The organism is Pectobacterium araliae (assembly GCF_037076465.1).
Classification (GTDB): domain Bacteria; phylum Pseudomonadota; class Gammaproteobacteria; order Enterobacterales; family Enterobacteriaceae; genus Pectobacterium; species Pectobacterium araliae.
In genome coordinates, this window is sequence record NZ_AP028908.1 from 95,456 (window position 1) to 118,344 (window position 22,889).

The 22,889-nt window shown below is 50.2% G+C and carries 21 protein-coding genes and 2 pseudogenes; 11 read left to right on the forward strand and 12 right to left on the reverse strand.

What is annotated here, in order from left to right:
* The 5 genes from waaO to rfaQ are packed head-to-tail and all read right to left on the reverse strand — an operon-like array spanning position 1 to position 5,149.
* Positions 1–1,023 carry a lipopolysaccharide 3-alpha-galactosyltransferase gene (gene waaO / locus AACH44_RS00460; RefSeq protein ID WP_261847460.1) on the reverse strand — a complete coding sequence of 341 codons (1,023 nt, stop codon included), beginning with the start codon at positions 1,021–1,023 and terminating at the stop codon, positions 1–3.
* A gap of 18 nt (positions 1,024–1,041) precedes the next feature.
* Complete coding sequence (waaB, locus tag AACH44_RS00465; protein WP_261847461.1) at positions 1,042–2,136, reverse strand: lipopolysaccharide 1,6-galactosyltransferase; 1,095 nt, start codon at positions 2,134–2,136, stop codon at positions 1,042–1,044.
* Positions 2,137–2,156: 20 nt separating this feature from the next.
* Positions 2,157–2,957 carry a lipopolysaccharide core heptose(I) kinase RfaP gene (gene rfaP / locus AACH44_RS00470; protein WP_261847462.1) on the reverse strand — a complete coding sequence of 267 codons (801 nt, stop codon included), beginning with the start codon at positions 2,955–2,957 and terminating at the stop codon, positions 2,157–2,159.
* A complete protein-coding gene (locus AACH44_RS00475) occupies positions 2,954–4,075 on the reverse strand; it encodes a glycosyltransferase family 4 protein (protein WP_261847463.1) in 1,122 nt (373 codons plus the stop codon). The genes rfaP and AACH44_RS00475 overlap by 4 nt, the downstream gene beginning before the upstream one ends.
* 3 nt (positions 4,076–4,078) lie before the next feature.
* Entirely contained in the window at positions 4,079–5,149 is a 1,071-nt protein-coding gene (gene rfaQ / locus AACH44_RS00480) for a lipopolysaccharide core heptosyltransferase RfaQ (RefSeq protein ID WP_261847464.1), read from the reverse strand.
* Between the two features lie 355 nt (positions 5,150–5,504).
* On the opposite strand from rfaQ, the gene AACH44_RS00485 reads away from it, so the two are divergent.
* Together AACH44_RS00485 and AACH44_RS00490 are read left to right on the forward strand one after the other, a co-directional pair.
* Positions 5,505–5,729 carry a type II toxin-antitoxin system Phd/YefM family antitoxin gene (locus tag AACH44_RS00485; RefSeq protein ID WP_165707390.1) on the forward strand — a complete coding sequence of 75 codons (225 nt, stop codon included), beginning with the start codon at positions 5,505–5,507 and terminating at the stop codon, positions 5,727–5,729.
* Positions 5,726–6,100 carry a type II toxin-antitoxin system death-on-curing family toxin gene (locus AACH44_RS00490; protein ID WP_261847465.1) on the forward strand — a complete coding sequence of 125 codons (375 nt, stop codon included), beginning with the start codon at positions 5,726–5,728 and terminating at the stop codon, positions 6,098–6,100. The genes AACH44_RS00485 and AACH44_RS00490 overlap by 4 nt, the downstream gene beginning before the upstream one ends.
* Positions 6,101–6,102: 2 nt before the next feature.
* On the opposite strand, the gene AACH44_RS00495 is transcribed toward AACH44_RS00490, so the two are convergent.
* The 4 genes from AACH44_RS00495 to rfaD form a co-directional block, all read right to left on the reverse strand.
* On the reverse strand, positions 6,103–7,257 hold the full coding sequence (locus AACH44_RS00495) for an O-antigen ligase family protein (RefSeq protein WP_261847466.1): 1,155 nt from the start codon (positions 7,255–7,257) through the stop codon (positions 6,103–6,105).
* Between the two features lie 129 nt (positions 7,258–7,386).
* Positions 7,387–8,370, reverse strand: a complete 984-nt coding sequence (rfaC, locus tag AACH44_RS00500) for a lipopolysaccharide heptosyltransferase RfaC (protein WP_261847467.1) — start codon at positions 8,368–8,370, stop codon at positions 7,387–7,389.
* Positions 8,367–9,470 carry an ADP-heptose--LPS heptosyltransferase RfaF gene (rfaF, locus tag AACH44_RS00505; protein WP_261847468.1) on the reverse strand — a complete coding sequence of 368 codons (1,104 nt, stop codon included), beginning with the start codon at positions 9,468–9,470 and terminating at the stop codon, positions 8,367–8,369. Before rfaF ends, rfaC begins: the two co-directional genes overlap by 4 nt.
* Positions 9,471–9,493: 23 nt before the next feature.
* Positions 9,494–10,426, reverse strand: a complete 933-nt coding sequence (gene rfaD, locus AACH44_RS00510) for an ADP-glyceromanno-heptose 6-epimerase (RefSeq protein WP_039474610.1) — start codon at positions 10,424–10,426, stop codon at positions 9,494–9,496.
* Between the two features lie 242 nt (positions 10,427–10,668).
* On the opposite strand from rfaD, the pseudogene AACH44_RS00515 reads away from it, so the two are divergent.
* Positions 10,669–11,225 (forward strand): annotated as a pseudogene (locus AACH44_RS00515) (aminotransferase class I/II-fold pyridoxal phosphate-dependent enzyme); the annotation flags it as partial.
* A gap of 97 nt (positions 11,226–11,322) precedes the next feature.
* A pseudogene (tdh, locus tag AACH44_RS00520) lies at positions 11,323–11,601 on the forward strand (L-threonine 3-dehydrogenase); the annotation flags it as partial.
* Positions 11,602–11,651: 50 nt separating this feature from the next.
* Here tdh and AACH44_RS00525 read toward each other — a convergent pair.
* On the reverse strand, positions 11,652–12,599 hold the full coding sequence (locus AACH44_RS00525) for a divergent polysaccharide deacetylase family protein (protein WP_261847469.1): 948 nt from the start codon (positions 12,597–12,599) through the stop codon (positions 11,652–11,654).
* A gap of 2 nt (positions 12,600–12,601) precedes the next feature.
* The gene (gene envC / locus AACH44_RS00530) at positions 12,602–13,903 is read right to left on the reverse strand and encodes a murein hydrolase activator EnvC (protein ID WP_261847470.1); all 1,302 of its coding nucleotides are present in this window, start codon (positions 13,901–13,903) and stop codon (positions 12,602–12,604) included.
* Between the two features lie 244 nt (positions 13,904–14,147).
* Between envC and AACH44_RS00535 the strand changes: the two genes are divergently transcribed.
* The 6 genes from AACH44_RS00535 (at position 14,148) to AACH44_RS00560 (ending at position 19,403) form a co-directional block, all read left to right on the forward strand.
* Positions 14,148–14,579: a rhodanese-like domain-containing protein gene (locus AACH44_RS00535; RefSeq protein WP_011091810.1), complete on the forward strand. Its 432-nt coding sequence runs from the start codon at positions 14,148–14,150 to the stop codon at positions 14,577–14,579.
* A 224-nt stretch (positions 14,580–14,803) separates the two neighbouring features.
* On the forward strand, positions 14,804–15,274 hold the full coding sequence (gene secB / locus AACH44_RS00540) for a protein-export chaperone SecB (protein ID WP_014913761.1): 471 nt from the start codon (positions 14,804–14,806) through the stop codon (positions 15,272–15,274).
* The gene (gene gpsA / locus AACH44_RS00545; RefSeq protein ID WP_261847471.1) at positions 15,274–16,293 is read left to right on the forward strand and encodes an NAD(P)H-dependent glycerol-3-phosphate dehydrogenase; all 1,020 of its coding nucleotides are present in this window, start codon (positions 15,274–15,276) and stop codon (positions 16,291–16,293) included. Before secB ends, gpsA begins: the two co-directional genes overlap by 1 nt.
* 221 nt (positions 16,294–16,514) lie before the next feature.
* Complete coding sequence (gene cysE, locus AACH44_RS00550) at positions 16,515–17,336, forward strand: serine O-acetyltransferase (RefSeq protein ID WP_261847472.1); 822 nt, start codon at positions 16,515–16,517, stop codon at positions 17,334–17,336.
* Positions 17,337–17,618: 282 nt separating this feature from the next.
* Positions 17,619–18,257, forward strand: a complete 639-nt coding sequence (gene pagP / locus AACH44_RS00555) for a lipid IV(A) palmitoyltransferase PagP (RefSeq protein ID WP_261847473.1) — start codon at positions 17,619–17,621, stop codon at positions 18,255–18,257.
* Between the two features lie 246 nt (positions 18,258–18,503).
* Positions 18,504–19,403: a carboxylate/amino acid/amine transporter gene (locus AACH44_RS00560; RefSeq protein ID WP_261847474.1), complete on the forward strand. Its 900-nt coding sequence runs from the start codon at positions 18,504–18,506 to the stop codon at positions 19,401–19,403.
* Here AACH44_RS00560 and metR read toward each other — a convergent pair.
* Entirely contained in the window at positions 19,309–20,244 is a 936-nt protein-coding gene (gene metR, locus AACH44_RS00565) for an HTH-type transcriptional regulator MetR (RefSeq protein WP_261847475.1), read from the reverse strand. The genes AACH44_RS00560 and metR overlap by 95 nt on opposite strands.
* A gap of 104 nt (positions 20,245–20,348) precedes the next feature.
* Here metR and metE point away from each other — a divergent pair, with 104 nt between their 5' ends.
* Complete coding sequence (gene metE / locus AACH44_RS00570; RefSeq protein ID WP_338659452.1) at positions 20,349–22,613, forward strand: 5-methyltetrahydropteroyltriglutamate--homocysteine S-methyltransferase; 2,265 nt, start codon at positions 20,349–20,351, stop codon at positions 22,611–22,613.
* Positions 22,614–22,889: the final 276 nt, after the last annotated feature.

Sequence of the window (22,889 nt, forward strand, 5' to 3'; positions counted from 1 at the left end):
TTATCGATTAGATATTTTTTTTAAGAAATATTTAAAGTAAATAATTAATGATGAAAGAAATTTCCCTTTATGTGATATGTGTTTTGCACAATATCTTAATTGATTAGCCGAAGTCGCTTTTTCCAGTGGCAAATCACTCCATGGAGAAGACTCCTTCGCACTATAAAAATATCGTGAACTAGGATATACCGCCCACTCATGCCACGGCTTAGTTGGTCCGATGTAATGAATAAAAACCGTCGTGTCAGTTATGGGGTGGGGGTAGGTTTCGCCCGTCTTGCACTTCAATTCGTAATTAAGGCTAAACTGTGTATTGTATTTTTTATCCAGAAACAGAATATGGCCGGGCAAGAGCATGTTTAGAATATCTTGATCTGGATAAGAGATCCTGCTTGCGATTTTAGGATCTGACAGCATGGTCATTGTTTTGGTTGTGATGTTGCTGCGATGCCAATTATTCAGATTGATGAGTAAAAAGCCAGAGTTGAAATAACCATTTTTTATTGCTGGCGTTTCTAGACGATTAGCACATTTTTCCCACCACGAGCTTTTACCTTCAGTGACCGCGGCGATGATATAATCATCTATTTTGAGGGCGGATAACTCCTGAAGCGAACCATTACAAATGATATCTGAATCCAGGTAAATGATTTTATCGAGCTGATTATAAAAATAATCAGTGGCAATAAAACGAAAGTAAATAGCATAGGACCAGTTTTTTGTACTCGGTAGAGATTTTAACCAGTCACAATTAACCACGTAGAGTGTAATTGACGTATTGTATTGTTTAGCTAACGAATTAAATTTATCTCGATTATCGTCATCGAGGGTATCTGTGAAAATATGAAAAGCCAATGGCAGACTAGGATTCTTTAGCAAAATCGATGCTATCGATACTGCACAACCAAATAGAAAATTTTTATCCGTACCAAAAGCAATATTCAGCGGGGCTTTATCGGGATGTGAATGGGAGTGTGAAAAATCAACGGTTTTTTTTACCACATCATCTTTTTTGAAATACATAGCAGACCCAGCCGAAAATTAGTGGATAATCTGATGATTAATAACAGATTTGATGATTTTTTTTATCGATAGATAGTATGTTTCATCATAAAACGATTGTATGGATAATTTTATCTGTTCTGATGATGGGATCGGTCCCCGCTCAATAATAGTTTGCAGTGTATTGCGAAGGGCATCGACGCTACCTGGTGGGTAAAGTTCTCCATTCACACCATCGTTGATGATATCTTCTGGTCCGGAAGGGCAATCGCTGCTGATACAATAAATACCGTATGACATGGCTTCAAGCAACGTCATTGGGAGCCCCTCGAAAGAGGAGCTCATAACGAACGCTGAAATCTGTTTTATGTTCTGCTGAATATATTCCCATGGCTTTGCCTGCCATCCGTGCCAGTAAATATGGGCCGCTATTCCTTTCTCATGCACATAGCTTTTGCAGATATCCGCATCAGACCCATCACCAATAAAATGGCATTCCCAATCACCTTTCAGCCCAGAAAAAGTATCCAACATATCTTTGAGGCGTTTTTGCCCTTCAAATTTCAATCGTCCGACATAAATAAAAACGGCCTTTTCTGCCTCTGTGGGGCGGGGAATCACCACGGATTGTGGTGTCACTGGGTTGAAAATAACAGCGACACGATCAGCAGGAACGCCACGATCGACTAACTGTTGTTTGATGCCAGAGCTGATAGCGAGATGATAATCTGCGTTCAGTACCTGTTCTGAATGCTTTTTATGGTCAAGTGAGTAATGCATCCAGGAAATCAGAGGCAGCCTTTTCTTACTCGTGCGTATCGCTTGCGCCGCGATTCGGCATGAAGGAGAGTCAAAAGCGATGACGGCATCTGGCTGATGTTGCTTAATGTAATGCGCCAATGCGTTGGAATGGCTTAGGCGACGCAGAAATGAAATCTTGATACCTGAACGGTGGAAAACACATTTCTTTCCCGTCAGCCACGTTTTATCCATACGATCATCGCGGCACAAAAAATACAAGGTGGTGTCGTTTTTTGTCTCGGCATCATTTTCCAGAAAGCCGGTAACTTTTTTTAGTACGGTCTCAATTCCACCAAAGCCTGATACGGCTTCGCCAACAAAAAGTATGTTCATCACATTAACCTGACGGTGAATTACAGCGCTTTACGTTCCGTTCTTTCACGTATTTTTTCTGCTTTAGTACGCGCATGGTGGAATAAAGACTGCTCTTGTTGCAGCGTTGTTCGGAGTGCTTGCCGATCAAAATAGATCTTTAAAAAATACAACAGATCGTTTTTCGTTAGTCCAATGTCCAGCGAGGAAAAATAGAGACCAATAAGATCTTTATTCCGCCAGCGGAGAGGGACGCTATGGCGAATTTGTGCCCGGTGTAGATCAATGATAGAAATTTTAAACTGCGTGTCCGTTGGTTGATAAGGCAAATGCAGTAAAAAATGGCAGATATAACAGTCACGATGATTAACGCCGCTCGCGTGCATGCCACGTACCATTTCTGCCACGCGGCGAATGAGGCGACGTTTTTCCTGCACGGAGGGGGGGTTATCTCGCCAACCAGCGCAGTAGTCCTCCAGGCTGATTGTGGGATTCAGATCTTCTGTGATAATGAAGGAGTGTCGGCGTAGTGGATTGATTCCGCGTTGGCCGAAGCCGACACCTTTCATGGTGTCCACACCCCGTTCAGCCAGACGATGGATGGCGTTCCACTCGCGATCGGCACCGAGCACTGGCAATCTTAGCGAGAGTATGTTTTTTACAGCCTCTTTGAACGCGGTGCCACGGTGTATCTTGATAAAATATGTTCGTGATTCTAACGTGAAACGTAACGTCCTGCGGCTTTCCAGCGCACGAAATACCTCGCCATCCAGTTTCTCTACTTCCTCAAAAGGATCTTTATTTCGCCATAGAGAGGCGAAAGGTTCGCGTAATTCAATCATGACGGCTCACCTGTTATCAGTTCAGCGGCTTTCTCCGGCAAACTGTAAATATCTTCGTTATCCGCGAAATGGCGCGCCTGTTGCGCCCATTGCGATAGGGTATCCGGTTGATTGAGCGCATCCAGCAACGCGTTATTGAGCGTAGTTTGGCTGAACGGAGAGGGGATGACTCGCCCTGCCTGTGCCTTGTCGATGTAGAACGCGTAGCCGCAGACATCCGTCACGAGCACCGGCAATCCAGCCGCAATAGCTTCGAGTAACACGATCCCTGCGGCTTCCTGATAGGCAGGATGCAGTAGAAGATCTGCCGCAGCCATGAAATCGGGCACGTCGTCGCGTCCTGCAAAAAAGCGCACACGATCGCCAATACCGGATTGCTCAGCAAGCAACTGATAGCGCTTAGGTTTGTCCTGACCTACCACCAGAAAAACGACGCGCTGACGCAATGGTTCCGGCAAACTGGCAATCGCTAGCAGACTACGTTCTACGCCTTTACGTTTAAAATCGGAACCGACCTGAAGCAGGACGATGGCGTTTTCATCGATCTCCTGTGATTGGCGGAACGTGTGGCGAATCGTCGGGGGCTGATGATCGTATTTTCTGTCCAGTGCAATGCCCGGTGGCAGAATGAAGAAACGTTCGTCTTGTGTGCCGTAATGTTTTTTGAAGTCAGCAATTTGTCGCTGGGTCAACATTAGCATTTTTGTATGGCTATCGCGTTTGAATACGGCGTTTTCAAACGCGGCGTAGTGCCGATAGCGCGGCGTTAAGCGGTAGAACCCCCCTTTTTCTTGCGCCACTTTTTCCGCATAACACACATCGGCGGCGTAATAAAAATCCAATCCCGGCATTTTGTTGAAGCCAACCAGACGGTCAACGGGATGCAGCGCAAGATGGTGTTGTACCCACGTTACATAGCGCGCATGGCGTGTATGGTTACTTAGCCCAGATTGGGGAACGAGGATAATGTCCAGATTCGAAGGTTTATTGCCCTGCCATGACAGCACATAGACACGGACACGATGTCCTTTGCTTACGCAGGCCTGAGCAATATTTAGGAAATCACGCTGTAATCCGCCGAACGGGAAATATTTATACAGGCAGATGGCAATATTCATGGCTTATTCCTTATCTCCCGTACCAACCGCTGCGAGCTGTGCAGCTATTGCCTGAATGACATCGTGCGCAGGGATGCAAGAAAGGTACTGCTGTGTTCTGTCGAGGTGTCTTCTTTCCGGCATGGCTTGATAATCTCCTGCCCAGATGACAACGCTATCGTTTGACCAAGGGCGCCATTTTTTATGATCGGTTGGGCCAAACAGACATACCAGCGGCGTATTAAGCGCGGCGGCCATGTGCATGGGGGCGGAATCGACACCGATGTAAAGTGCCGCTTTGTCAATCAGCGCGGCCAGTTCTAAAAAGCTGGTTTTACCTGCTAGTGTGATATCCGGTTTGTGGCGGCTCTGAGCGTGGATATCATGCACGACACGAAGATCGTCCAGTGATGGGCCACAGGTGAGGACAACCTCGAATCCATGTGTTTTCAGGTAATCAACAACCTGAGCAAATTTGTCGTTATCCCAACATTTGAAGCGCTGTCTGGCGGTCGGCTGGATCACAATGTAGCGCTGATTTTGTAGTTGTGGGGCAAGGCTGAATACGCGGTCTGTATCTTCCTGTCTGTAGTACAACGACATCCGATCCGGTTGCTGTTGATCAGGTAGAGCTAATGGAGAGAGTACGGCGCGATTTTGCTCGATAATATGCTCTCCCTGCGGTTGCACGCAGGTGCTGAAAAACAAACGCCAGATTTTGCCTTTCAGTTTATTGCCGCGATCGAGAGCAATGCTACGCCCTCCTAGCGATTTTACTAATAACGCAATAGGCCACTGGTCAGCCAAATTCACGATCAAGTCATAGTTATTTTTCTTCAGCGCCCGCCTGATTGCCGCATAATTGCTGATTTTCTCTGCAAGCGTCTTCGTTTTTCTCTTCAGCCCGTAAAGCTGATGTATCTCCGGGTTTGCGGAGAGAATCGGCATCGTATCCTGATATAGCAATACGTCGATTTTGGCATCAGGATAATTGGCTTTTAGCGTGCTGATGAGCGGAGTGGTCAGCAGCATATCGCCATGATATCTGAGCTTTACTACAAGAATCCGGTGATAGGGGATGATGCGTTGACTCACTCGTTTTCCTTCATGTAATCAAAAGTTATGATTTTTACAGGCACGCTACCGCCTTTGGCTCAACAGCTACCAAAAGACTGATCTTATCCATGTGGCGCAACAGCATGGATAGCTAATTTTTCCGCTATGGTACTAAAACCCATCTCCCTCTCACAGTAGTAATTAATATTATACCCGTCATCTTGAAAGCTGTGCAGAGGTTGCCTGCCGCGTAGGTTTCCTACCACAACTGGTTTTTTGTTGTCATGGTCTCTCGTTTGTCGAAAAGATGTTTAACGCATTAAATTGACAGTTACATCAACTTAATTGTACAACTGAGTTGATATTAACCCGAGACAGTTTAAAGGAACATTCTATGTTGACCCTGACCTTCTCTGATGTTCGCCAGAAATTTGCCAAAGTACTGGATACGGCTATCACGCAGCCAGTGACCATTACCCGTCGTTCAGCGCCAGATATGGTGGTCATCACTGCGGCACAGTTTGCAGAGTTGCAGCAGGCTAAATTTGAGGCTTCTCTTGCCAAGGTAATGAGTAAGCCAAAGAATCAGGCGCTGTTTAAGGATCTTGCTGATAAATGATCTTCTTCTTAACCGTTGAGCAGGTCATCGCCATTCACGACAGTCAGTTAGAAACGTATGGTGGTTTGGCAGGGTTTAGGGATATTGGCTTGGTGGAAGGCATGGTTGCCCGCGTTGAGAACCTTCACACATATCAGAATGAGAACGATCTGTATGTGCTTGCCGCATCTCTGTTGCTTTCTATAGCACGCGGGCATGGCTTTAATGATGCCAACAAAAGAACCTCAGTCGCATCGGCTATGGTGTTTCTCGATATGAATGGTTCATCAATCACGCCATCAGAAGACTTTGCTGATTTCGTGGTAATGGCAGCGCAAGGGTTTTACGATGTGCATACCGTAGCGGAAACATTGAAAAAACTCGCCGATTAGGATCATCGCGGCTTTAGCCATTTTCCGGTTAGCGTTGTGCCGAGGCAAAACGCCATCAGCCACGCGATCAGCATGTCCCGTGAATAGAGAATGACGTCGCTAAGTCCATACATAATCAGGGCGAAAAGCAGAGCGGCGGAGAGATGGCTGCGTAGAACAAAAAATGAAAAATAAAATAAAGAGGCATAGAGCAACACAAGCAATATTGCTCCCGGTAATCCCTTAAGGGAGAAGGCATCAATCACTTCGTTATGCAGATGGATATCCAAATATCCGACGGCACCAGATAGCTCAGACTCTTGTTTTGCTTGTGCAATAATATGCTCCGCACGTTGTTCGGCAGATTGCCCCAATAATGCTTCTTCTCCTGCTTCGACACCGGATTGGTACATGGCGATTCGCGCACCCACTGATGTTTTGCTGTTATTCATGCTATAGCTGTGTACGTCGTTGAACAGGTCGTTGACGCGTTGATGAATCGTCTCCTGAAACAGGAATAAGCATAGAAGAAGTGTTGCCACTGAACCAATTAACGCTTTGACAAACAATTGTTTATTGTGTCTGACTTCTGACAATAAAATGGTTGCGCCAACAATAGGGTAGACAAATATAGCTGCCCGGGTTTCTGTCAGCAGAATGGCGACAGTGACTAATAGAAAATGTCCCAGATAGAGATAATATTTATAGGTTGAATCGAGCTTCAGCAGCGCCTGTGCACTTAACGCGCCAATAAAAGTAAGAAAATAGGCGGCGCTGGTTGCCGTGCCAAATACCAACCCAATGCGATGCATTCCACTGAACAGTGACTGATAGAACGCATAACCTAACGCTAATACACAAATCGCGATGATGCAGAAGAGCGACTGTTTTTGTTGTTTCTGCGTGATATGCAGTGCCGTCAGAAGGATAAATGCGCCCAAAATACCCGCGTGCGCAGATGTCTTGTAGGCGTTATACACATAGGGGAAAAGGCTATCGGGTTGATAATAGTGGTGATACCAAATGAGGTTGGTTATACCGATAGCGAGCAGGCAAAGTGGAATAAGTAAACGCCGCTTAGCGACTACGATAGTTCTTAGGTGTGTCGCTACATAAAAAACAGACAGCAAGCCAGTGAGATAAAAAAGCCACCCGGCAAGAATGCTACTAAATGGCATAATGGCTAATGTGAGTAAACAGCTGGGGAAAACCGCTTTAAGCGCGACAGCCGAACTTATGCTGGGCGTTTTTCCCAGTTCGTACCTTAATTCATTGAGCATGTATTTGTTCACAGTCGGGAGCGGATATCACTCGCCTGATGCAGGTAATTCTATCAGCTTCTCTAATTTCTGATGGATGAGACTAGCGGGAATTGTCTCCATTTTCTGTCTTTCAGACATTTCCACCACTTGGTTCATCCCGTAACCGCCAATCAGCCCTGGGTCGGTTGGCCCGTATAAGGTGATATTCGGACGATCTAGTGCTGCCGTCAGGTGGCTAAGCCCGGTATCGACGGAGACAACCGCGCTGGCGCCCGCGAGTACCTCGGCAACCTGTTGCAGCGTAAGACGTGGTAAGACTTCAACGTGCGGAAAGCCTTCCGCCAGCCGTAATGCACGCTGGTGCTCATGATCTGCTCCCCAGGGGAGTTTGATGCGTAGCCCGCTCGGTGCTAAGAGGGCAATCAGTTCACGCCAGTGCGCTTCCGGCCAGTGTTTTTCATCCCGCGTGGTGGCATGGAGAAACACCAGATAGCGATTGGCATCGGCGGGTAACTGGGAGAGAAAGCGCTGGGCAATCGCATAATCGCCGCGTTCGGTGGGTTTTCTATAGCCTAAACTCGCGGCAAACAATCCGCGTACGCGCTCGACGGCATGTTGTCGGCGGCTTATTGGGTGGCGATAGTTATAAAACCAGCTTGCCAGCGGCTCACGCGCGCTCTTGCAATCTAATCCGTGTTTCTTTCCGTTGGCGAGCCGCGTCACCAGCAGCGCGCTTTTAATCAACCCTTGTGCGTCAATGACCGCATCGTAGCGATATTGACGTAGCTGACGCGTAAACTCTGCACGTTCCTGACGTATCGGAGCGCTGAACCAGCTTTTGCGCCAGCGGCGGATCGCGACTGGAATCACGCAGGAAACCGCCGGGTGCCAACTGGGGATTTGCGCGAAACCTTCTTCAACCACCCAGTCAAACTGGATGCCGGGAATAGCCTGCATTGCGTCGGTTAAGGCTGGCAAGGTGTGCAGCACATCGCCCATTGACGACGTTTTTACGATCAGCACTCTCATGCCTCTGCTCCCGGAACCTGATTTTCTCCCGAGATGAGATTTTCTTTTGGAACAAGGCGTTCTCTCGAAACAAGATAGTTATCCAGTGCGCTGAGTACGCGTTCGGGCTGAATGTCGATCAAACTCTGGTGATAACCCTGTTCGGCATCCCCTTTGCGTACCCGGTGATAGCCGGTAATCAATCGAATCACCTCGGCTTGATGAGACAGCGGTGGGGTAAAATCAGGGCTGCTTGGACCGTAAAGTGCGACAAGAGGACGATGAAGCGCTGCGGCAACGTGCATGAGCCCTGAGTCATTGCTGACGATGGCGTGGCAGGCGGCAATGAGCACCACCGCCTGTTCCAACGAGGTTTTCCCCGCCAGATTAGCGCAATACTGACGTGCGTCTTCCGTCAATCCCTGAAGGATATCGTCACAGGCGGAATGATCATTGGCGGAACCGAACAGCGCTATCTGGTAGCCGCGTTCAATCAGTGTCTGTGCCAGCGCAGCATAGTGATAATGCGGCCAGCGCTTGGCGGGGCCGAATTCGGCACCGGGGCAAAAACCGATGATGGGGCGCGTATCGCTGAGATCAAAGGTCTGCGTCATGTCCGCAATTTCGGTCTGATTGACCTGTAATTGCGGCCACAGTAATGGTTGCGGCAGATCCTCAGCACGGCGGATACGGCTACGGTCATAGGCTAATGCAGCGTAACGCTGAACCATCAGCGGAAAGGCGGCTTTATCCAGCACGCGTATGTCGTTCAACAGCCCGTAACGCATCTCACCGCGCCAGCCCGTGCGCTGTGGAATATTGGCAAAGAACGGCACCAGCGCGGATTTAAAGGAGTTGGGCAGCACGTAAGCGCGATCGTAGCCTTCATCGCGCAGCGAGACGCCCAGACGGCGGCGTTCGCCTAGCTCAAGTGCGCCGTGACCTAACGGCATGGCTAACGCCTGATTGACTTCCGGCATTCGTGCCAGCAGAGGACGGCACCAGGCCGGCGCCATCACGTCAATGACCGCTTCCGGGTGTTCAGCCTTCAACGTGCGATAAAGGCTGTGCGACATCATCATATCGCCGACCCAGGAAGGGCCGATGACCAAAATTTTCATACCGCTTATGAATCCTTATCCGATTAAACGGTACGGTTCAGCCAGGCCATATATTCCGCCACACCTTCGGCGACGGTTTTGAACGGCTTGTCATAGCCTGCGGCACGCAAATTGGTGAGGTCGGCTTGTGTATAAGCCTGATAGCGGCCTTTCAGCTTCTCGGGGAACTCGATGTATTCCACGCTGCCTTTTTGATGGAAGGCGAGGGTGGCGTCCGCGACAGCCTGGAAGGATTCGGCACGACCGGTACCGCAGTTGAAGATGCCGGAAACCCCGTTTTGCCAGAACCACAGGTTGACGGCGGCGACATCACCGACGTAGATAAAGTCACGTTGGAAGTTCTCGCTACCGGAGAACAGCTTCGGATTTTCGCCCTGATTAATCTGGTTGTTCAGATGGAACGCTACGCTCGCCATGCTGCCTTTGTGGCCTTCGCGTGGTCCGTAGACGTTGAAATAGCGGAAACCGCAGATCTGCGATTCAGCTTCTGGGAGAATTTCACGCACGTACTGGTCGAACAGGAATTTGGAGTAACCATAGACGTTCAGCGGCTGCTCGTATTGACGCTCTTCGATAAAGTTATCGTTACGACCGCCGTAGGTGGCGGCAGACGAGGCATACAGGAACGGAATGTTGCGATCGAGGCAATAGTGCAGCACGTCTTTAGAATACTGATAGTTGTTATCCATCATGTATTTACCGTCCCACTCGGTGGTGGAAGAGCAAGCACCTTCATGGAATACCGCATCGATATCGCCCAGATCGTCGCCTGCAACGATGCTGGCGATGAAATCTTCTTTATCTACGTAATCTGCGATGTCCAGATCGACCAGATTGGCGAACTTGGTGCCGTCTTTCAGGTTATCGACAACCAGAATGTCCCGATATCCGATGTCATTCAGAGATTTTACGATATTGCTGCCGATAAAACCGGCACCGCCAGTAACGATAATCATGGGCGCGACCTTTATTAATCTTGCTGGTGAGGCACCGCGCCCCACACTGTTTATGACCGCTATAATAGCATTTCATTTTACCGCAAGCAGCCAGAGCTTAATTTATCCCGTGTTGCTCCCGCGTTTTTAAGATGATTCAGGCCGTGACGAAGCCAGCATTTTCAGACGGTTTACCCCGCATTTCTGACCACATCCGCTAGCTTAAAAACCATAAAGCGATCTTTTTATGGGAGAGTAACGCTATGCCTGCCGCGTTTTATCAACAAGTTACTACACAAATCATGGCTGCACGTACCGAGGGCGTATTCAAGGAAGAAGGCATCATTACCTCTGCGCAGCAGGCTGAAATCGAGGTGATGGGCAGCAACCGCTTGCTCAACTTCTGTGCCAATAATTATCTTGACCTGGCGGGCAGCCCTGAGCTGATTGCCGCGGCAAAAGCCGGATTGGACAGCCACGGTGTTGGCATGGCATCGGTGCGTTTCATCTGTGGAACGCAGGATATCCACAAATAGCTGGCGGATTTTCTGGGAATGGACGACGCGACCGCTATGCCAATAACGATATGAGCCAGTTGGAAGCACAGTTGCAACTGGCAAGAGCGGAAGGGGCAAGACACGTGATGATCGCCACCGACGGCGTGTTCTCGATGGATGGTGTAATTGCTGATTTGCGGGAGATTTGCGATCTGGCCGATCGTTATGATGCGCTCGTCATGGTTGATGATTCCCATGCGGTAGGAGTTGTCGGTGAACATGGGCGCGGCACGCATGAACGCTGCGGGGTGATGAATCGCGTCGCTCAAGGTGCTGGATTTGCTGGAAAAGAGCGGAGAACGGCGTGATCGTCTGCGGGCAAACGTCTGGGTGTGATCATCTAAGGAATCCGTCATGAAAGCGATGAATCACGGTGAGCGCATCGCCATGCTGGGCATCTCGCATGAATCGATGTCGATTGACTGGGGGGATATGATTTTTAATGGACTGTTTATCAAAGGGATCTATGGACGGGAAATGTTCGAAACCTGGTAAAAAATGTCGGCACTGATTCAGTCTGGACTCGATTTATCACCGATTATCACCCACCGCTTCCACATTGATGCGTTTCAGAAAGGGTTCGATGCGATGCGTTCGGGTCAATCAGGCAAGGTTATTCTCAATTGGGATGAAGAGTAATCTTGCCACAGTGAATCCGCGTGGCAGCAAAAGGGAACGTGCGCTGGAGATTACGGCTGTTTGTGCGTTTCGGTCTCGGCTGGGGCAATCCAGGTCTGCCAGCGGTGCTTAATAAACAGCACGGGTGCGCTTTCCTGAATACTGCTGCTCACCAGTTTGAAGAATACATCGTTCTTCACCGGTTCCGGCGGCTGTTTGACCCGACACTGCGGTATGCCACGGAACGGATTACGCGGTTTGGTTGGCGGCTGTGGCTGAGGTTCATACTGCCGTGTCGGCTCATTAAGCAACTGGCTGGGGCGGACTAAGACAATATCGGCATCCAGCGTGGGCAGCATCTGCTGCAAGACGCGGATGGTTGAAGGATGCGGATGTCCGATAGCGATGGCAGAACCACTGCGGCGGGCGATTTGCACCGCGCGGGTAAACTGTTTACGAATCTCGGCTTCGTTTTGCGAATCATCCAGAAAGACTTTGCGTTTGATGACTTTGACGCCGGTTCCCGCCGCAGCCTGACTCGATTGGCTGCTGCCGATCGTCATGCTGTCAAGGAAATAGAGTTGGTAGGCGCTCAGCGCCTGCATCACTTTTTGCATACCGGGCAGGCTGGCGGTCATCGCGCTGCCCATATGGTTATTTAACCCCACGGCGTAAGGCACGTTATTGACCGACTGGCGAATGATGCGCTGAATTTCGTCGCTGCTCATATCTGGGCGTAACGTGTCACGCTCCAGCGGTTGCTTGCTCATTGGCGCCATCGGTAGGTGGATTAGCACTTCGCGCCCTTGCTGGTGGGCTTTGGTTGCCATCTCACGGGCATACGGTGCGTTGGGCAATACTGCGACGGAAATTGCCGTAGGCATCGCCAGAATTTGGTTCTCATTATGCGGGCGATAGCCGAAATCATCGATCACGATGGAAAGCTTGCCAGCCAGCGCTAAAGGAGAAAGAGAGAACAGGCTCAACGCCAATAACGGTATTTTGGTTAAATAAGACAAGACTATCTTCCCAGCCAAGGTTGTGGATTGACCGCCTGACCTTGGCGACGAATTTCAAAATACAGTCCAGGCTTACTCTGCCCACCGCTGGTGCCGACTAGCGCAATGGCTTGACCGGCCTTGACCTGAGCGCCAACGGAAACCAATGCGCTTTGGTTATAGCCATACAGGCTCATATCACCTTTACCATGCTGCACAACAACGACCAACCCGTAGCCCTGTAGCCAGTCGGCCATCAGCACGGTGCCGTCGGCGATGGATTTCACTTCAGTCCCTTCCGGTGCGGTAATCACCAGACCTTTCCAGCGTAGTTCACCCTGTAACGGCTCGCCGAAGCGATGCTCGATACGGCCGTTAACCGGCCATATCGCTTGCCCAGAAGGCCGTCCTAAACCACCAGTGCGTGCCATAAGTGAGCGTTCACCTTCAGTGGGCTTGTAGCTGTTGCCGCTGCGTTTGGCTTGCTCTTCTTTGGCGCGAACCTTGGCGGCCTCGCGTGCTTCCCTTTCGGCGCGGGCTTTCGCTTCTCGCTCAGCGCGTGCAATTTGATCGCGTAAGCGGGTTTCATTCTGGCGCAGTTCCGTCAACTGCTGCTGATCTTTTTCCAGCGAGCTTTCCAGCGTCGACAGCGTTTTTTTCCGGTCGGACTGGGCCTGTTCCAGCGTTTGCTGTTGCTGTTGTTGGCCACTTAATAGCGTTTTTTGCTGCGTCTGTTTTTGTTCCAACTGACGTTTTTGGTTAGCCAGTTCCACGCGGGTTTGCTGCAATTCGTTGATAGATTTCTGCCGTGCTTCATTTAGGTAGCCGAAGTAAGCGAGAATGCGCTCATTGCGCTGGCTTTCTTCCCCGCTCAGCATGAGTTGCAGCGCACTGTGCTGGCCTTGTCGGAAGGCGGCATCCAACTGACGGGAGAGCAGCGTTTGTTGCTTATCTTGCTGAGCTTGCAGTTTGGCGATAGAGGCACTGAGGCTGGTTAATTCTTTATTGAGCGTAGACAGTGTATTGCGCGTTTCATGCAGTTGACGGCTGGCCTGAGAGATGGACTGTTCCTGCTTTTTCAACTGCTGAACTAAGGTATTGCGCCGTTGCTGCTGTTGTTGGACGCTTTTTTCTTTCGCGGCGATATCTTGTTGCAGGGTCTTAAGCTGAGCCTGATTGTCTTCCGCTTGGCCGAGCGCGGGCAACAGCAAAACGCCAACGCAGAACGCGCTGACGCAGCGGGTGAGTAGCCTGTGTAATGCGGATAACTGGCGATCGGCGCTACATGCTACTCGACTCTGTACAAATAACGCGTTTTTACTCATATCGATAAATTATTCCACGATGAACAGCGGCTTACCAGTTGTCTCTTGTCTGATTTCTATTTCCAGACGTGACAAGCATGGCACAAAGGCGCATGTCTATGCGCATCAATGATAGATAAATGGAAAGCGCGCCGCAGATTCGATACGCTATGTTGGCTTACTGGCTGTAATTGCCGTATCGCGCAGGTATACTCAGGAACCTTATATTTTTGTTGCTTAACTGATCCGGGAGTCGTTACACCCCATGCAAGAGATTATGCCATTCGTTAGCAAGAACCCTATTTTAAGCATCGCCTGGGTTGCGCTGTTGGTTGCGGTAATTGTACTTACTGTGAAGAGTAAACTGTCGAACGTGAAAGAAGTCGTTCGTGGTGAAGCGATCCGACTGATTAATAAAGAAGATGCTGTCGTCGTTGATATCCGTAACCGTGATGACTATCGCCGTGGCCATATTGCCAGCGCATTTAACCTGTTGCCGAACGACATTAAAAACGGCAGCGTAGGTGAACTTGAAAAACATAAGTCGCAGCCGATTATCGTGGTCTGCGCCAACGGCCTCTCTTCACGCGAAGCGGCCGATAATTTGCACAAAGCCGGTTTTGAGCGTGTGCAGGTACTGAAAGACGGTTTGGCTGGCTGGAGCGGTGAGAATCTGCCTTTAGTCCGCGGTAAATAAAACGGTTTGTGGTAAAACTATCCGCATCGTGCCATGTGCGTCAGTCTCATAGGCTGTGAAGATGGCAACGATTTGGCCGGATAACCGACAGGCTGATTGCAGTACGACATTGATTGCAAGTACAACAGTGATTGCAGTTCGACAATGACAAAAATGTGCTGACGTCCGCCCACTTATGACGACGGAAGACGTCAAGAAAATCTAACAAAAGGGTATTACTTAACATGTCTGAACAAAACAACACAGAAATGGCTTTCCAAATCCAGCGTATTTACACCAAAGACATCTCTTTTGAAGCGCCGAATGCGCCTCAGGTGTTCCAGCAGGAGTGGCAGCCAGAAGTAAAACTGGATCTGGATACGGCCTCTAGCCAACTGGCTGATGACATCTACGAAGTTGTTCTGCGTGTGACCGTAACCGCTTCTCTGGGTGAAGAAACGGCGTTTCTGTGTGAAGTTCAGCAAGGCGGTATCTTTACCGTTGGCGGTATCGAAGGTACCCAACTGGCGCACTGCCTGGGCGCATACTGCCCGAACATTCTGTTCCCTTACGCGCGCGAATGTATCACCAGCCTGGTTTCTCGCGGTACTTTCCCGCAATTGAACCTGGCACCGGTTAACTTTGATGCGCTGTTCATGAATTACCTGCAACAGCAGACCGAAGGTGAAGGCGCTGCGCAGCATCAGGATGCCTGATGAACGCGTCTGACGCTTCCATGACGGTCATCGGTGCCGGTTCATACGGCACCGCATTGGCCATTACGCTGGCGCGTAATGGCCATCGAGTCGTGCTGTGGGGTCACAACCCTACGCATATTCAGGCGTTACAAGCTTCTCGCTGTAATCAGGCATTTCTGCCAGATGTGCCTTTCCCTGATTCGCTACAGTTGGAAACCAACTTGGCGCAGGCGCTCGCCGCCAGCAGAAACGTGTTGGTTGTTGTGCCGAGCCATGTATTTGGTGATGTTCTGCGTCAGTTGAAACCTCACTTGCGTGCCGATGCGCGTATCGTGTGGGCGACCAAAGGGTTGGAAGCGGAAACGGGGCGCCTGTTGCAGGATGTCGCACGCGAAGCGTTGGGCGAAACTATCCCGCTTGCGGTGGTCTCTGGCCCGACATTTGCCAAAGAGTTAGCGGCGGGTATGCCAACGGCGATTGCGCTGGCATCAACAGACAGTGAGTTTGCTGACGACCTGCAACGGCTACTGCATTGTGGGAAGAGCTTCCGTGTTTACAGCAACCCGGATTTTATCGGGGTGCAGTTGGGCGGTGCGGTGAAAAACGTCATTGCTATCGGTGCAGGTATGTCTGACGGCATTGGGTTTGGTGCTAATGCACGTACCGCTTTGATTACTCGCGGATTGGCGGAAATGACTCGGCTTGGCACGGCATTGGGTGCGGACCCGACCACCTTTATGGGGATGGCAGGGCTTGGCGATCTGGTGCTGACCTGTACTGATAATCAGTCCCGTAACCGACGCTTCGGGATGATGCTGGGGAAGGGAATGGACGTGCAGAGCGCGCAGGATAGCATTGGTCAGGTTGTTGAAGGGTATCGCAATACGAAAGAAGTCTTGGCATTAGCACAGCGCTACGGCGTTGAAATGCCGATTACTGAGCAACTCTGGCAGGTGCTGTATTGTGGGAAAGATGCCCGAGAGGCGGCGCTGAGCCTGTTGGGGCGCACGCGTAAAGACGAAACCGCCAGGTTATAAACACGTCGTTCCATACTCTAAATAATTCGAGTTTCAGGAAAAAACGCTAGCGTTTTTAATAATGTACATGCAACTCTAAGTATGACGAATCTATGCTGGGCTTCCTAATCTTGGGGGCTCATAGTATCTTCATTTTCTTGTAGACGAGCGGTAGTGCTAATAAGCCTGTCGCTTTAGAACAGATAGGCGTTGTGGTGTGTGGTATCCCGGAGAGTAAGGCAATGTCGACAGAAGAATTGGAACTGGTCTGGAGTAATATCAAAACAGAAGCGCGCAATCTCGCGGACTGTGAACCGATGTTGGCCAGCTTTTTTCATGCCACACTGCTGAAGCACGAGAATTTAGGTAGTGCACTGAGCTACATGCTGGCGAACAAGCTAGCTAATTCGATTATGCCCGCGATCGCGATTCGTGAGGTGGTAGAAGAGGCCTATCGTGCCGATCCGCAGATGATTGTGTCTGCCGCTCGTGATATTCGGGCTGTCTGCCAGCGCGATCCGGCGGTGGATAAATACTCGACACCGCTGCTCTACCTGAAAGGGTTTCATGCATTACAGGCTTATCGCATTGGTCACTGGCTTTGGGCGCAGGATCGTAAGGCGCTGGCAGTTTATTTCCAGAATCAAATCTCAGTTTCTTTCGGTGTCGATATTCACCCGGCAGCCAGAATCGGCTATGGGATCATGCTCGATCATGCAACAGGCATTGTGATCGGCGAAACCGCTGTGGTTGAAAATGATGTCTCCATTCTGCAATCCGTCACGCTGGGCGGTACGGGTAAAACCAGCGGCGATCGTCACCCTAAAATTCGTGAAGGCGTAATGATCGGTGCAGGCGCTAAAATTCTGGGGAACATCGAGGTTGGCTGCGGCGCGAAAATTGGTGCTGGCTCTGTCGTGCTGCAATCCGTTCCACCACACACGACGGCGGCAGGGGTTCCGGCGCGTATCGTCGGTCGCCCGGAAAGCGATAAACCTGCGATGGATATGGATCAGTATTTCAACGGCATCAATCGCGGTTTCGAATACGGCGATGGTATCTAACCTCGCGGCATAGGTTTTTCATTACCCTCTGTTGAATATAAACCACCGACAAATAAGGTGGTTTTTTGTTATTCCAGCTAAGAAACGTCTGAAAGCAACGCGTGATTCTCTATCTATTTAAGCACTGCCGCTGTTTATCCCTTCATAATAGGTCGTTTTAGTTTTCCGTCTATATAGGCAGATTACGTGAACTAAACTATATATTTTGGTAACCATCAGAATAGTTTTGTCTGGATCACCTTTGTTTGAATGGAATCGTGACGCTGTTACAGAGAACCTTATATGCATTTGAAGCGAACGTTAATCACGTTGAGTTTGATTACACTACCCATTATCCCTTTTTCGAGTTACGCAGTAGAAAGCATAAATAATACCGGCAGCATGGAAAACCCTGCATCTGCCGCGGTGGGTTCTACTGATTCTGTGTCGAATAAGCAGGATGAAAGTTGGTGGCAGAGAAGTAAAAATAACCTGTCTACGACCTGGAATGCACCGCAGAGTCACGATATTTATATCCCTGCTATCACCTGGCATAACCGCTGGACGTACGATAAAGAAAAGACTGACAGATATAATGAAAGGCCGTGGGGCGCGGGTTACGGTGTTTCTCGCCTGGATCAGGATGGAGATTGGCACGGGCTTTATCTCATGGCGTTCAAAGACTCCTATAATAAATGGGAGCCTATCGGTGGCTATGGTTATGAAAAGCGTTGGCGACCCACCCGCGATCAGGATTTTCAACTAGGTCTGGGCTTTACGGCGGGTTTCACGATGCGTGATAATTGGAAATATATCCCGATCCCTGTATTGTTGCCTTTGGCGTCAATAAGTTATAGCAAACTTTCTTTCCAGGCGACATATATTCCCGGAACCTACAATAACGGTAATGTTTTCTTTGCCTGGTTCAGGTGGCAGATTTAATTCTTAGATTAACGAGCCTCTTTTTTTACAAAACGAGGCTCTGTTTATTCTGTAGAACACGGCATTAATGAAAGATATTGAATAGAGCGCGTGTTATCTGGATAAAGGTATTTAACGTCACATCTTTTCTTCTCTGAGCTTACTTTCTGTTTGCTTGTTATTTGTCCTGATGTAAACCATATTGACTGATGTTCATTCAGCCATCTCCGCTACAATGACGATACTTTTTTCTCAGTGGATGCTGTCGTGCCATTACTTATTATCACCACGATCTTGTGGGCATTTTCATTCAGTCTGATTGGCGAATATCTGGCCGGTCAGGTTGATAGCTGGTTTTCTGCGATGTTCCGCCTGACGGCAGCAGCAGTGGTATTTTTGCCGTTCTTACGCTGGCGAGGCTACGCGCCGCGCGTCATTTTCTTGTATATGTTAGTGGGCGCTTGCCAACTGGGTATCATGTACCTGTTCGTATTTCAAGCTTACCTGTACCTAACTGTACCTGAGTTTTTACTCTTTACGGTGATGACGCCGCTGTACGTCACGCTGATTTACGATCTGCTTGCCCGACAGCGCCTGCGCTGGGGCTACGCGATGAGCGCGCTTCTGGCAGTATTCGGTGCAGCCGTAATCCACTATCACGGCGTGAGTGAGCATTTCTGGTGGGGATTCCTGCTGGTGCAGGTCGCTAACGTGTGTTTTGCCGCAGGTCAGGTTGGCTATAAGCGTCTGATGGAGATTCACCCTGTGCCGCAACACTGCGCGTTTTCCTGGTTTTATCTGGGTGCGGCGATCGTGACGATCACCGCGTGGCTGCTCTTCGGCAATATGGCTAAGCTGCCCACCACAACTTTGCAGTGGGGTGTGCTAGCCTGGCTGGGAATTGGTGCTTCAGGCCTGGGTTATTTTATGTGGAACTATGGCGCAACCCAGGTGGATGCCGGAACTCTCAGCATAATGAATAACTTTCACGTGCCGGCTGGACTACTGGTCAACTTCGCTATCTGGCACAAAACGCCAGACTGGCTGAGCTTTATCGTGGGGACTGCAATCATTACGTCCTCGCTGTGGGTACACCAGCATTGGGTCGTGAAGCATCCTTCACGAACGGTAAATGATCACAAGCGTGCTGGCGCGCCGAACGAATAAACGCATCAATGACCGGTTGGCGCTGTTCTCCGTCGCGGACGGCGGCGTACAACCGGCTCCACAGCCCATCCCCCAACGATTTAGTTACAATCAGCCCCTGACGCTCGAAGCTTTCCACCACCCAGTGGGGTAGCGCGGCGATGCCCATACGGGCGGCGACCATCTGAATCAACAGCAGCGTATTGTCCACGCTTTTCAGCGCAGGACTGACGCCTGCGGGTTGTAAGAAGTGACGCCAGACGTCCAGCCGCTGCCGTTGTACCGGATAGATCATCAGGGTTTCTGCGCTGAAATCTTCCGGTTCGATTTTCTCTTTTCCTGCTAGCGGATGGTCAGGAGCCAGTACCAGTCTGACTTCAAAATCAAACAGCGGTGAATAGTGCAGCCCGCTGCGCGGCATGATGTCGGAGGTCATAACCAGATCTAATTCGCCTTGCTGGAGCGCTGGTTGAGGATCGAACGTGACGCCTGATTTAAAATCCATCGCCACCTGTGGCCAGTGCTGATGAAACTCGTCTAGCGCAGGCGTCAGCCACTGAATACAGCTATGGCACTCAATGGCCAGACGCAGCGTGGTTTGGTGCGGCTCATGGCACGACTGCAACGCCTGCTGGATTTGCGGTAACACCTGTTCTGCCAACTGCAACAGAATTTCTCCCTGAGGCGTAAAGCGCAACGGCTGGCTTTTACGCACGAATAGCCTGAACCCAAGGCGCTGTTCCAGATCGCTGAACTGGTGGGATAACGCCGATTGGGTTTGGTGAAGTGCAGCGGCAGCGGCGGCTAACGATCCGGTATTGCGCAGTGCTTGCAGCGTTCGCAGGTGTTTAAATTCGATCATGAGAGTCCTTCACAGTGACAGTGAATAAATTGCGCTTGTGATTACTACAGTACCTGCGGATTATGGATGTGTAAACATCTGGACGGCTAAATGAGGAATTAACGATGGCGATTGTGAATCACACACTGGGTTTTCCGCGTGTTGGACTACGCCGTGAACTGAAAAAAGCGCAGGAAAGCTATTGGGCAGGTAACGCGACACAGGAAGAGTTGCTGACCGTTGGACGTGAGCTGCGTGCGCGTCATTGGCAACAACAGAAGGATGCTGGCGTTGATCTGCTGCCAGTGGGTGATTTCGCCTGGTACGACCATGTGCTGACCACGAGTCTGCTGCTGGGTAACGTACCTGCGCGTCATCAGAATGAAGACGGCTCGGTCGATCTGGACACGCTGTTCCGTATTGGCCGTGGACGTGCGCCAAGCGGTCAGCCTGCCGCTGCGGCAGAAATGACCAAATGGTTTAACACCAACTATCACTACATGGTGCCGGAATTCACTCAAGGGCAGCAGTTCAAACTGACCTGGACGCAACTGCTGGATGAAGTGGATGAAGCGCTGGCATTGGGCCATAAAGTTAAACCTGTTCTATTAGGCCCGGTTACCTACCTGTGGCTGGGCAAAGTGAAAGGCGAACAATTCGACCGTCTATCACTGCTGCAAGACATTCTGCCAGTTTACCAACAGGTGTTGGCTGAGTTGGCGAAGCGCGGCATTGAATGGGTGCAGATTGATGAGCCTGCGCTGGCGCTGGAACTGCCGCAAGAATGGCTGGCTGCGTTTAAACCCGCTTACGACGCGCTGCAAGGTCAGGTGAAACTGTTGCTGACGACCTATTTCGACAGCGTTAGCCAGAATTTGGAAACGATCAAAGCGCTGCCCGTTCAGGGGCTGCATATCGATCTGGTTCACGGTAAGGATGATGCCGCTACGCTGAATGCTCAACTGCCTGCTAACTGGGTTTTGTCTCTGGGGGTGATTAACGGCCGTAACGTCTGGCGTGCTGACCTGAGCAGCTGGTTTGAGCGTTTGCAACCGCTGGTGGGAACGCGGGATCTGTGGCTGGGAAGCTCATGCTCACTGCTGCATAGCCCGATCGATCTGAGCGTGGAAGTACGTCTGGATGATGAAGTGAAGAGCTGGTTCGCCTTCGCGATTCAGAAATGTGCGGAACTGTCGCTGCTGTCTCAGGCACTGAATAGCGGTAATGGTCAGGCACTGGACGCCTACAGTGCACCGATTCGCGCTCGCCGTACCTCGACGCGCGTGAATAATGCCGCTGTTGCGCAGCGCTTGGCGGCTATCACCGCACAGGACAGCCAGCGTCAGAATGTGTATTCCGTGCGTGCCGATGCTCAGCGCGAGCGCTTTAATCTGCCAGCATGGCCGACCACCACGATCGGTTCTTTCCCGCAAACCACCGAAATTCGCGGCCTGCGTCTGGATTTCAAACAAGGTCGTTTAGATAGTAATAACTACCGCACCGGCATCGCCGAGCACATCAAACAAGCTGTAGCTGAGCAAGAGCGTCTGGGTCTGGACGTGCTGGTGCACGGTGAAGCTGAACGTAACGACATGGTGGAATATTTCGGTGAGCATCTGGATGGGTTTGTCTTTACCCAGAATGGCTGGGTGCAGAGCTACGGTTCTCGCTGTGTGAAACCGCCGGTTATCATTGGTGATGTGAGCCGTCCGGAAGCGATCACTGTTGAATGGGCGAAATACGCACAGTCTCTGACCGACAAGCCGATGAAAGGCATGCTGACAGGTCCGGTGACCATCCTGTGCTGGTCCTTCCCGCGTGAAGATGTGACGCGTGAAACCATTGCCAAGCAGATTGCGTTGGCACTGCGTGACGAAGTGGCCGATTTGGAAGCCGCAGGCATTGGTATCATCCAGATTGACGAACCGGCACTGCGTGAAGGTCTGCCGCTGCACCGATCTGACTGGGATGCTTATCTGGCATGGGCAGTGGACGCCTTCCGTCTGAATGCCGCCGTAGCGAAAGATGATACGCAAATCCATACTCACATGTGTTATTGCGAGTTTAACGACATCATGGATTCTATCGCCGCGCTGGATGCAGACGTGATTACGATTGAAACCTCTCGCTCCGATATGGAATTGCTGGAGTCGTTTGAAGAATTCGAATACCCGAATGAAATCGGTCCGGGCGTTTATGATATCCACTCTCCGAACGTACCGAGCGTGGAATGGATGGAAGATCTGCTGAAGAAAGCGGCGCAGCGTATCCCAGCGGAACGCCTGTGGGTGAACCCAGACTGCGGTCTGAAAACCCGTGGCTGGCCGGAAACGCGTCAGGCGCTGGCGAATATGGTTCAGGCAGCACAACGTCTTCGTGAAACCCGGTAATAGTTAATGGCTTATGACATCAGGGAGGCTATGGCCTCCCTGATTTTTTGTACACTATCACGAATAGATAAAATACACGCTATTTTGCTTTTTCTCCCGATGACTCATTATTTCTCACTGCAAATATCTTCCCTTCCTAAAAATTAACTATATTGTCTTTTCTTTAATAAAGTCGCCGCGTTATCCCCATTATTTCCTGCGTCAACTGGTAGGTTGTTTTTCAAAAATGAATATTCATCCACTATCTATGTCTCTATTTTTAGCAGGATTGAATCG

Bases quoted from the DNA above. Each gene is read 5' to 3' on its own strand.
- metR (WP_261847475.1), bottom strand. From the start codon at position 20,244: ATGATCGAATTTAAACACCTGCGAACGCTGCAAGCACTGCGCAATACC.
- pagP (WP_261847473.1), top strand. From the start codon at position 17,619: ATGCATTTGAAGCGAACGTTAATCACGTTGAGTTTGATTACACTACCC.
- AACH44_RS00490 (WP_261847465.1), top strand. From the start codon at position 5,726: ATGATCTTCTTCTTAACCGTTGAGCAGGTCATCGCCATTCACGACAGT.
- rfaC (WP_261847467.1), bottom strand. From the start codon at position 8,370: ATGAGAGTGCTGATCGTAAAAACGTCGTCAATGGGCGATGTGCTGCAC.
- gpsA (WP_261847471.1), top strand. From the start codon at position 15,274: ATGAACGCGTCTGACGCTTCCATGACGGTCATCGGTGCCGGTTCATAC.
- metE (WP_338659452.1), top strand. From the start codon at position 20,349: ATGGCGATTGTGAATCACACACTGGGTTTTCCGCGTGTTGGACTACGC.
- rfaF (WP_261847468.1), bottom strand. From the start codon at position 9,470: ATGAAAATTTTGGTCATCGGCCCTTCCTGGGTCGGCGATATGATGATG.
- waaO (WP_261847460.1), bottom strand. From the start codon at position 1,023: ATGTATTTCAAAAAAGATGATGTGGTAAAAAAAACCGTTGATTTTTCA.
- AACH44_RS00535 (WP_011091810.1), top strand. From the start codon at position 14,148: ATGCAAGAGATTATGCCATTCGTTAGCAAGAACCCTATTTTAAGCATC.
- AACH44_RS00475 (WP_261847463.1), bottom strand. From the start codon at position 4,075: ATGAATATTGCCATCTGCCTGTATAAATATTTCCCGTTCGGCGGATTA.
- rfaD (WP_039474610.1), bottom strand. From the start codon at position 10,426: ATGATTATCGTTACTGGCGGTGCCGGTTTTATCGGCAGCAATATCGTA.
- rfaP (WP_261847462.1), bottom strand. From the start codon at position 2,957: ATGATTGAATTACGCGAACCTTTCGCCTCTCTATGGCGAAATAAAGAT.
- AACH44_RS00485 (WP_165707390.1), top strand. From the start codon at position 5,505: ATGTTGACCCTGACCTTCTCTGATGTTCGCCAGAAATTTGCCAAAGTA.
- waaB (WP_261847461.1), bottom strand. From the start codon at position 2,136: ATGAACATACTTTTTGTTGGCGAAGCCGTATCAGGCTTTGGTGGAATT.
- envC (WP_261847470.1), bottom strand. From the start codon at position 13,903: ATGAGTAAAAACGCGTTATTTGTACAGAGTCGAGTAGCATGTAGCGCC.
- AACH44_RS00495 (WP_261847466.1), bottom strand. From the start codon at position 7,257: ATGCCATTTAGTAGCATTCTTGCCGGGTGGCTTTTTTATCTCACTGGC.
- cysE (WP_261847472.1), top strand. From the start codon at position 16,515: ATGTCGACAGAAGAATTGGAACTGGTCTGGAGTAATATCAAAACAGAA.
- secB (WP_014913761.1), top strand. From the start codon at position 14,804: ATGTCTGAACAAAACAACACAGAAATGGCTTTCCAAATCCAGCGTATT.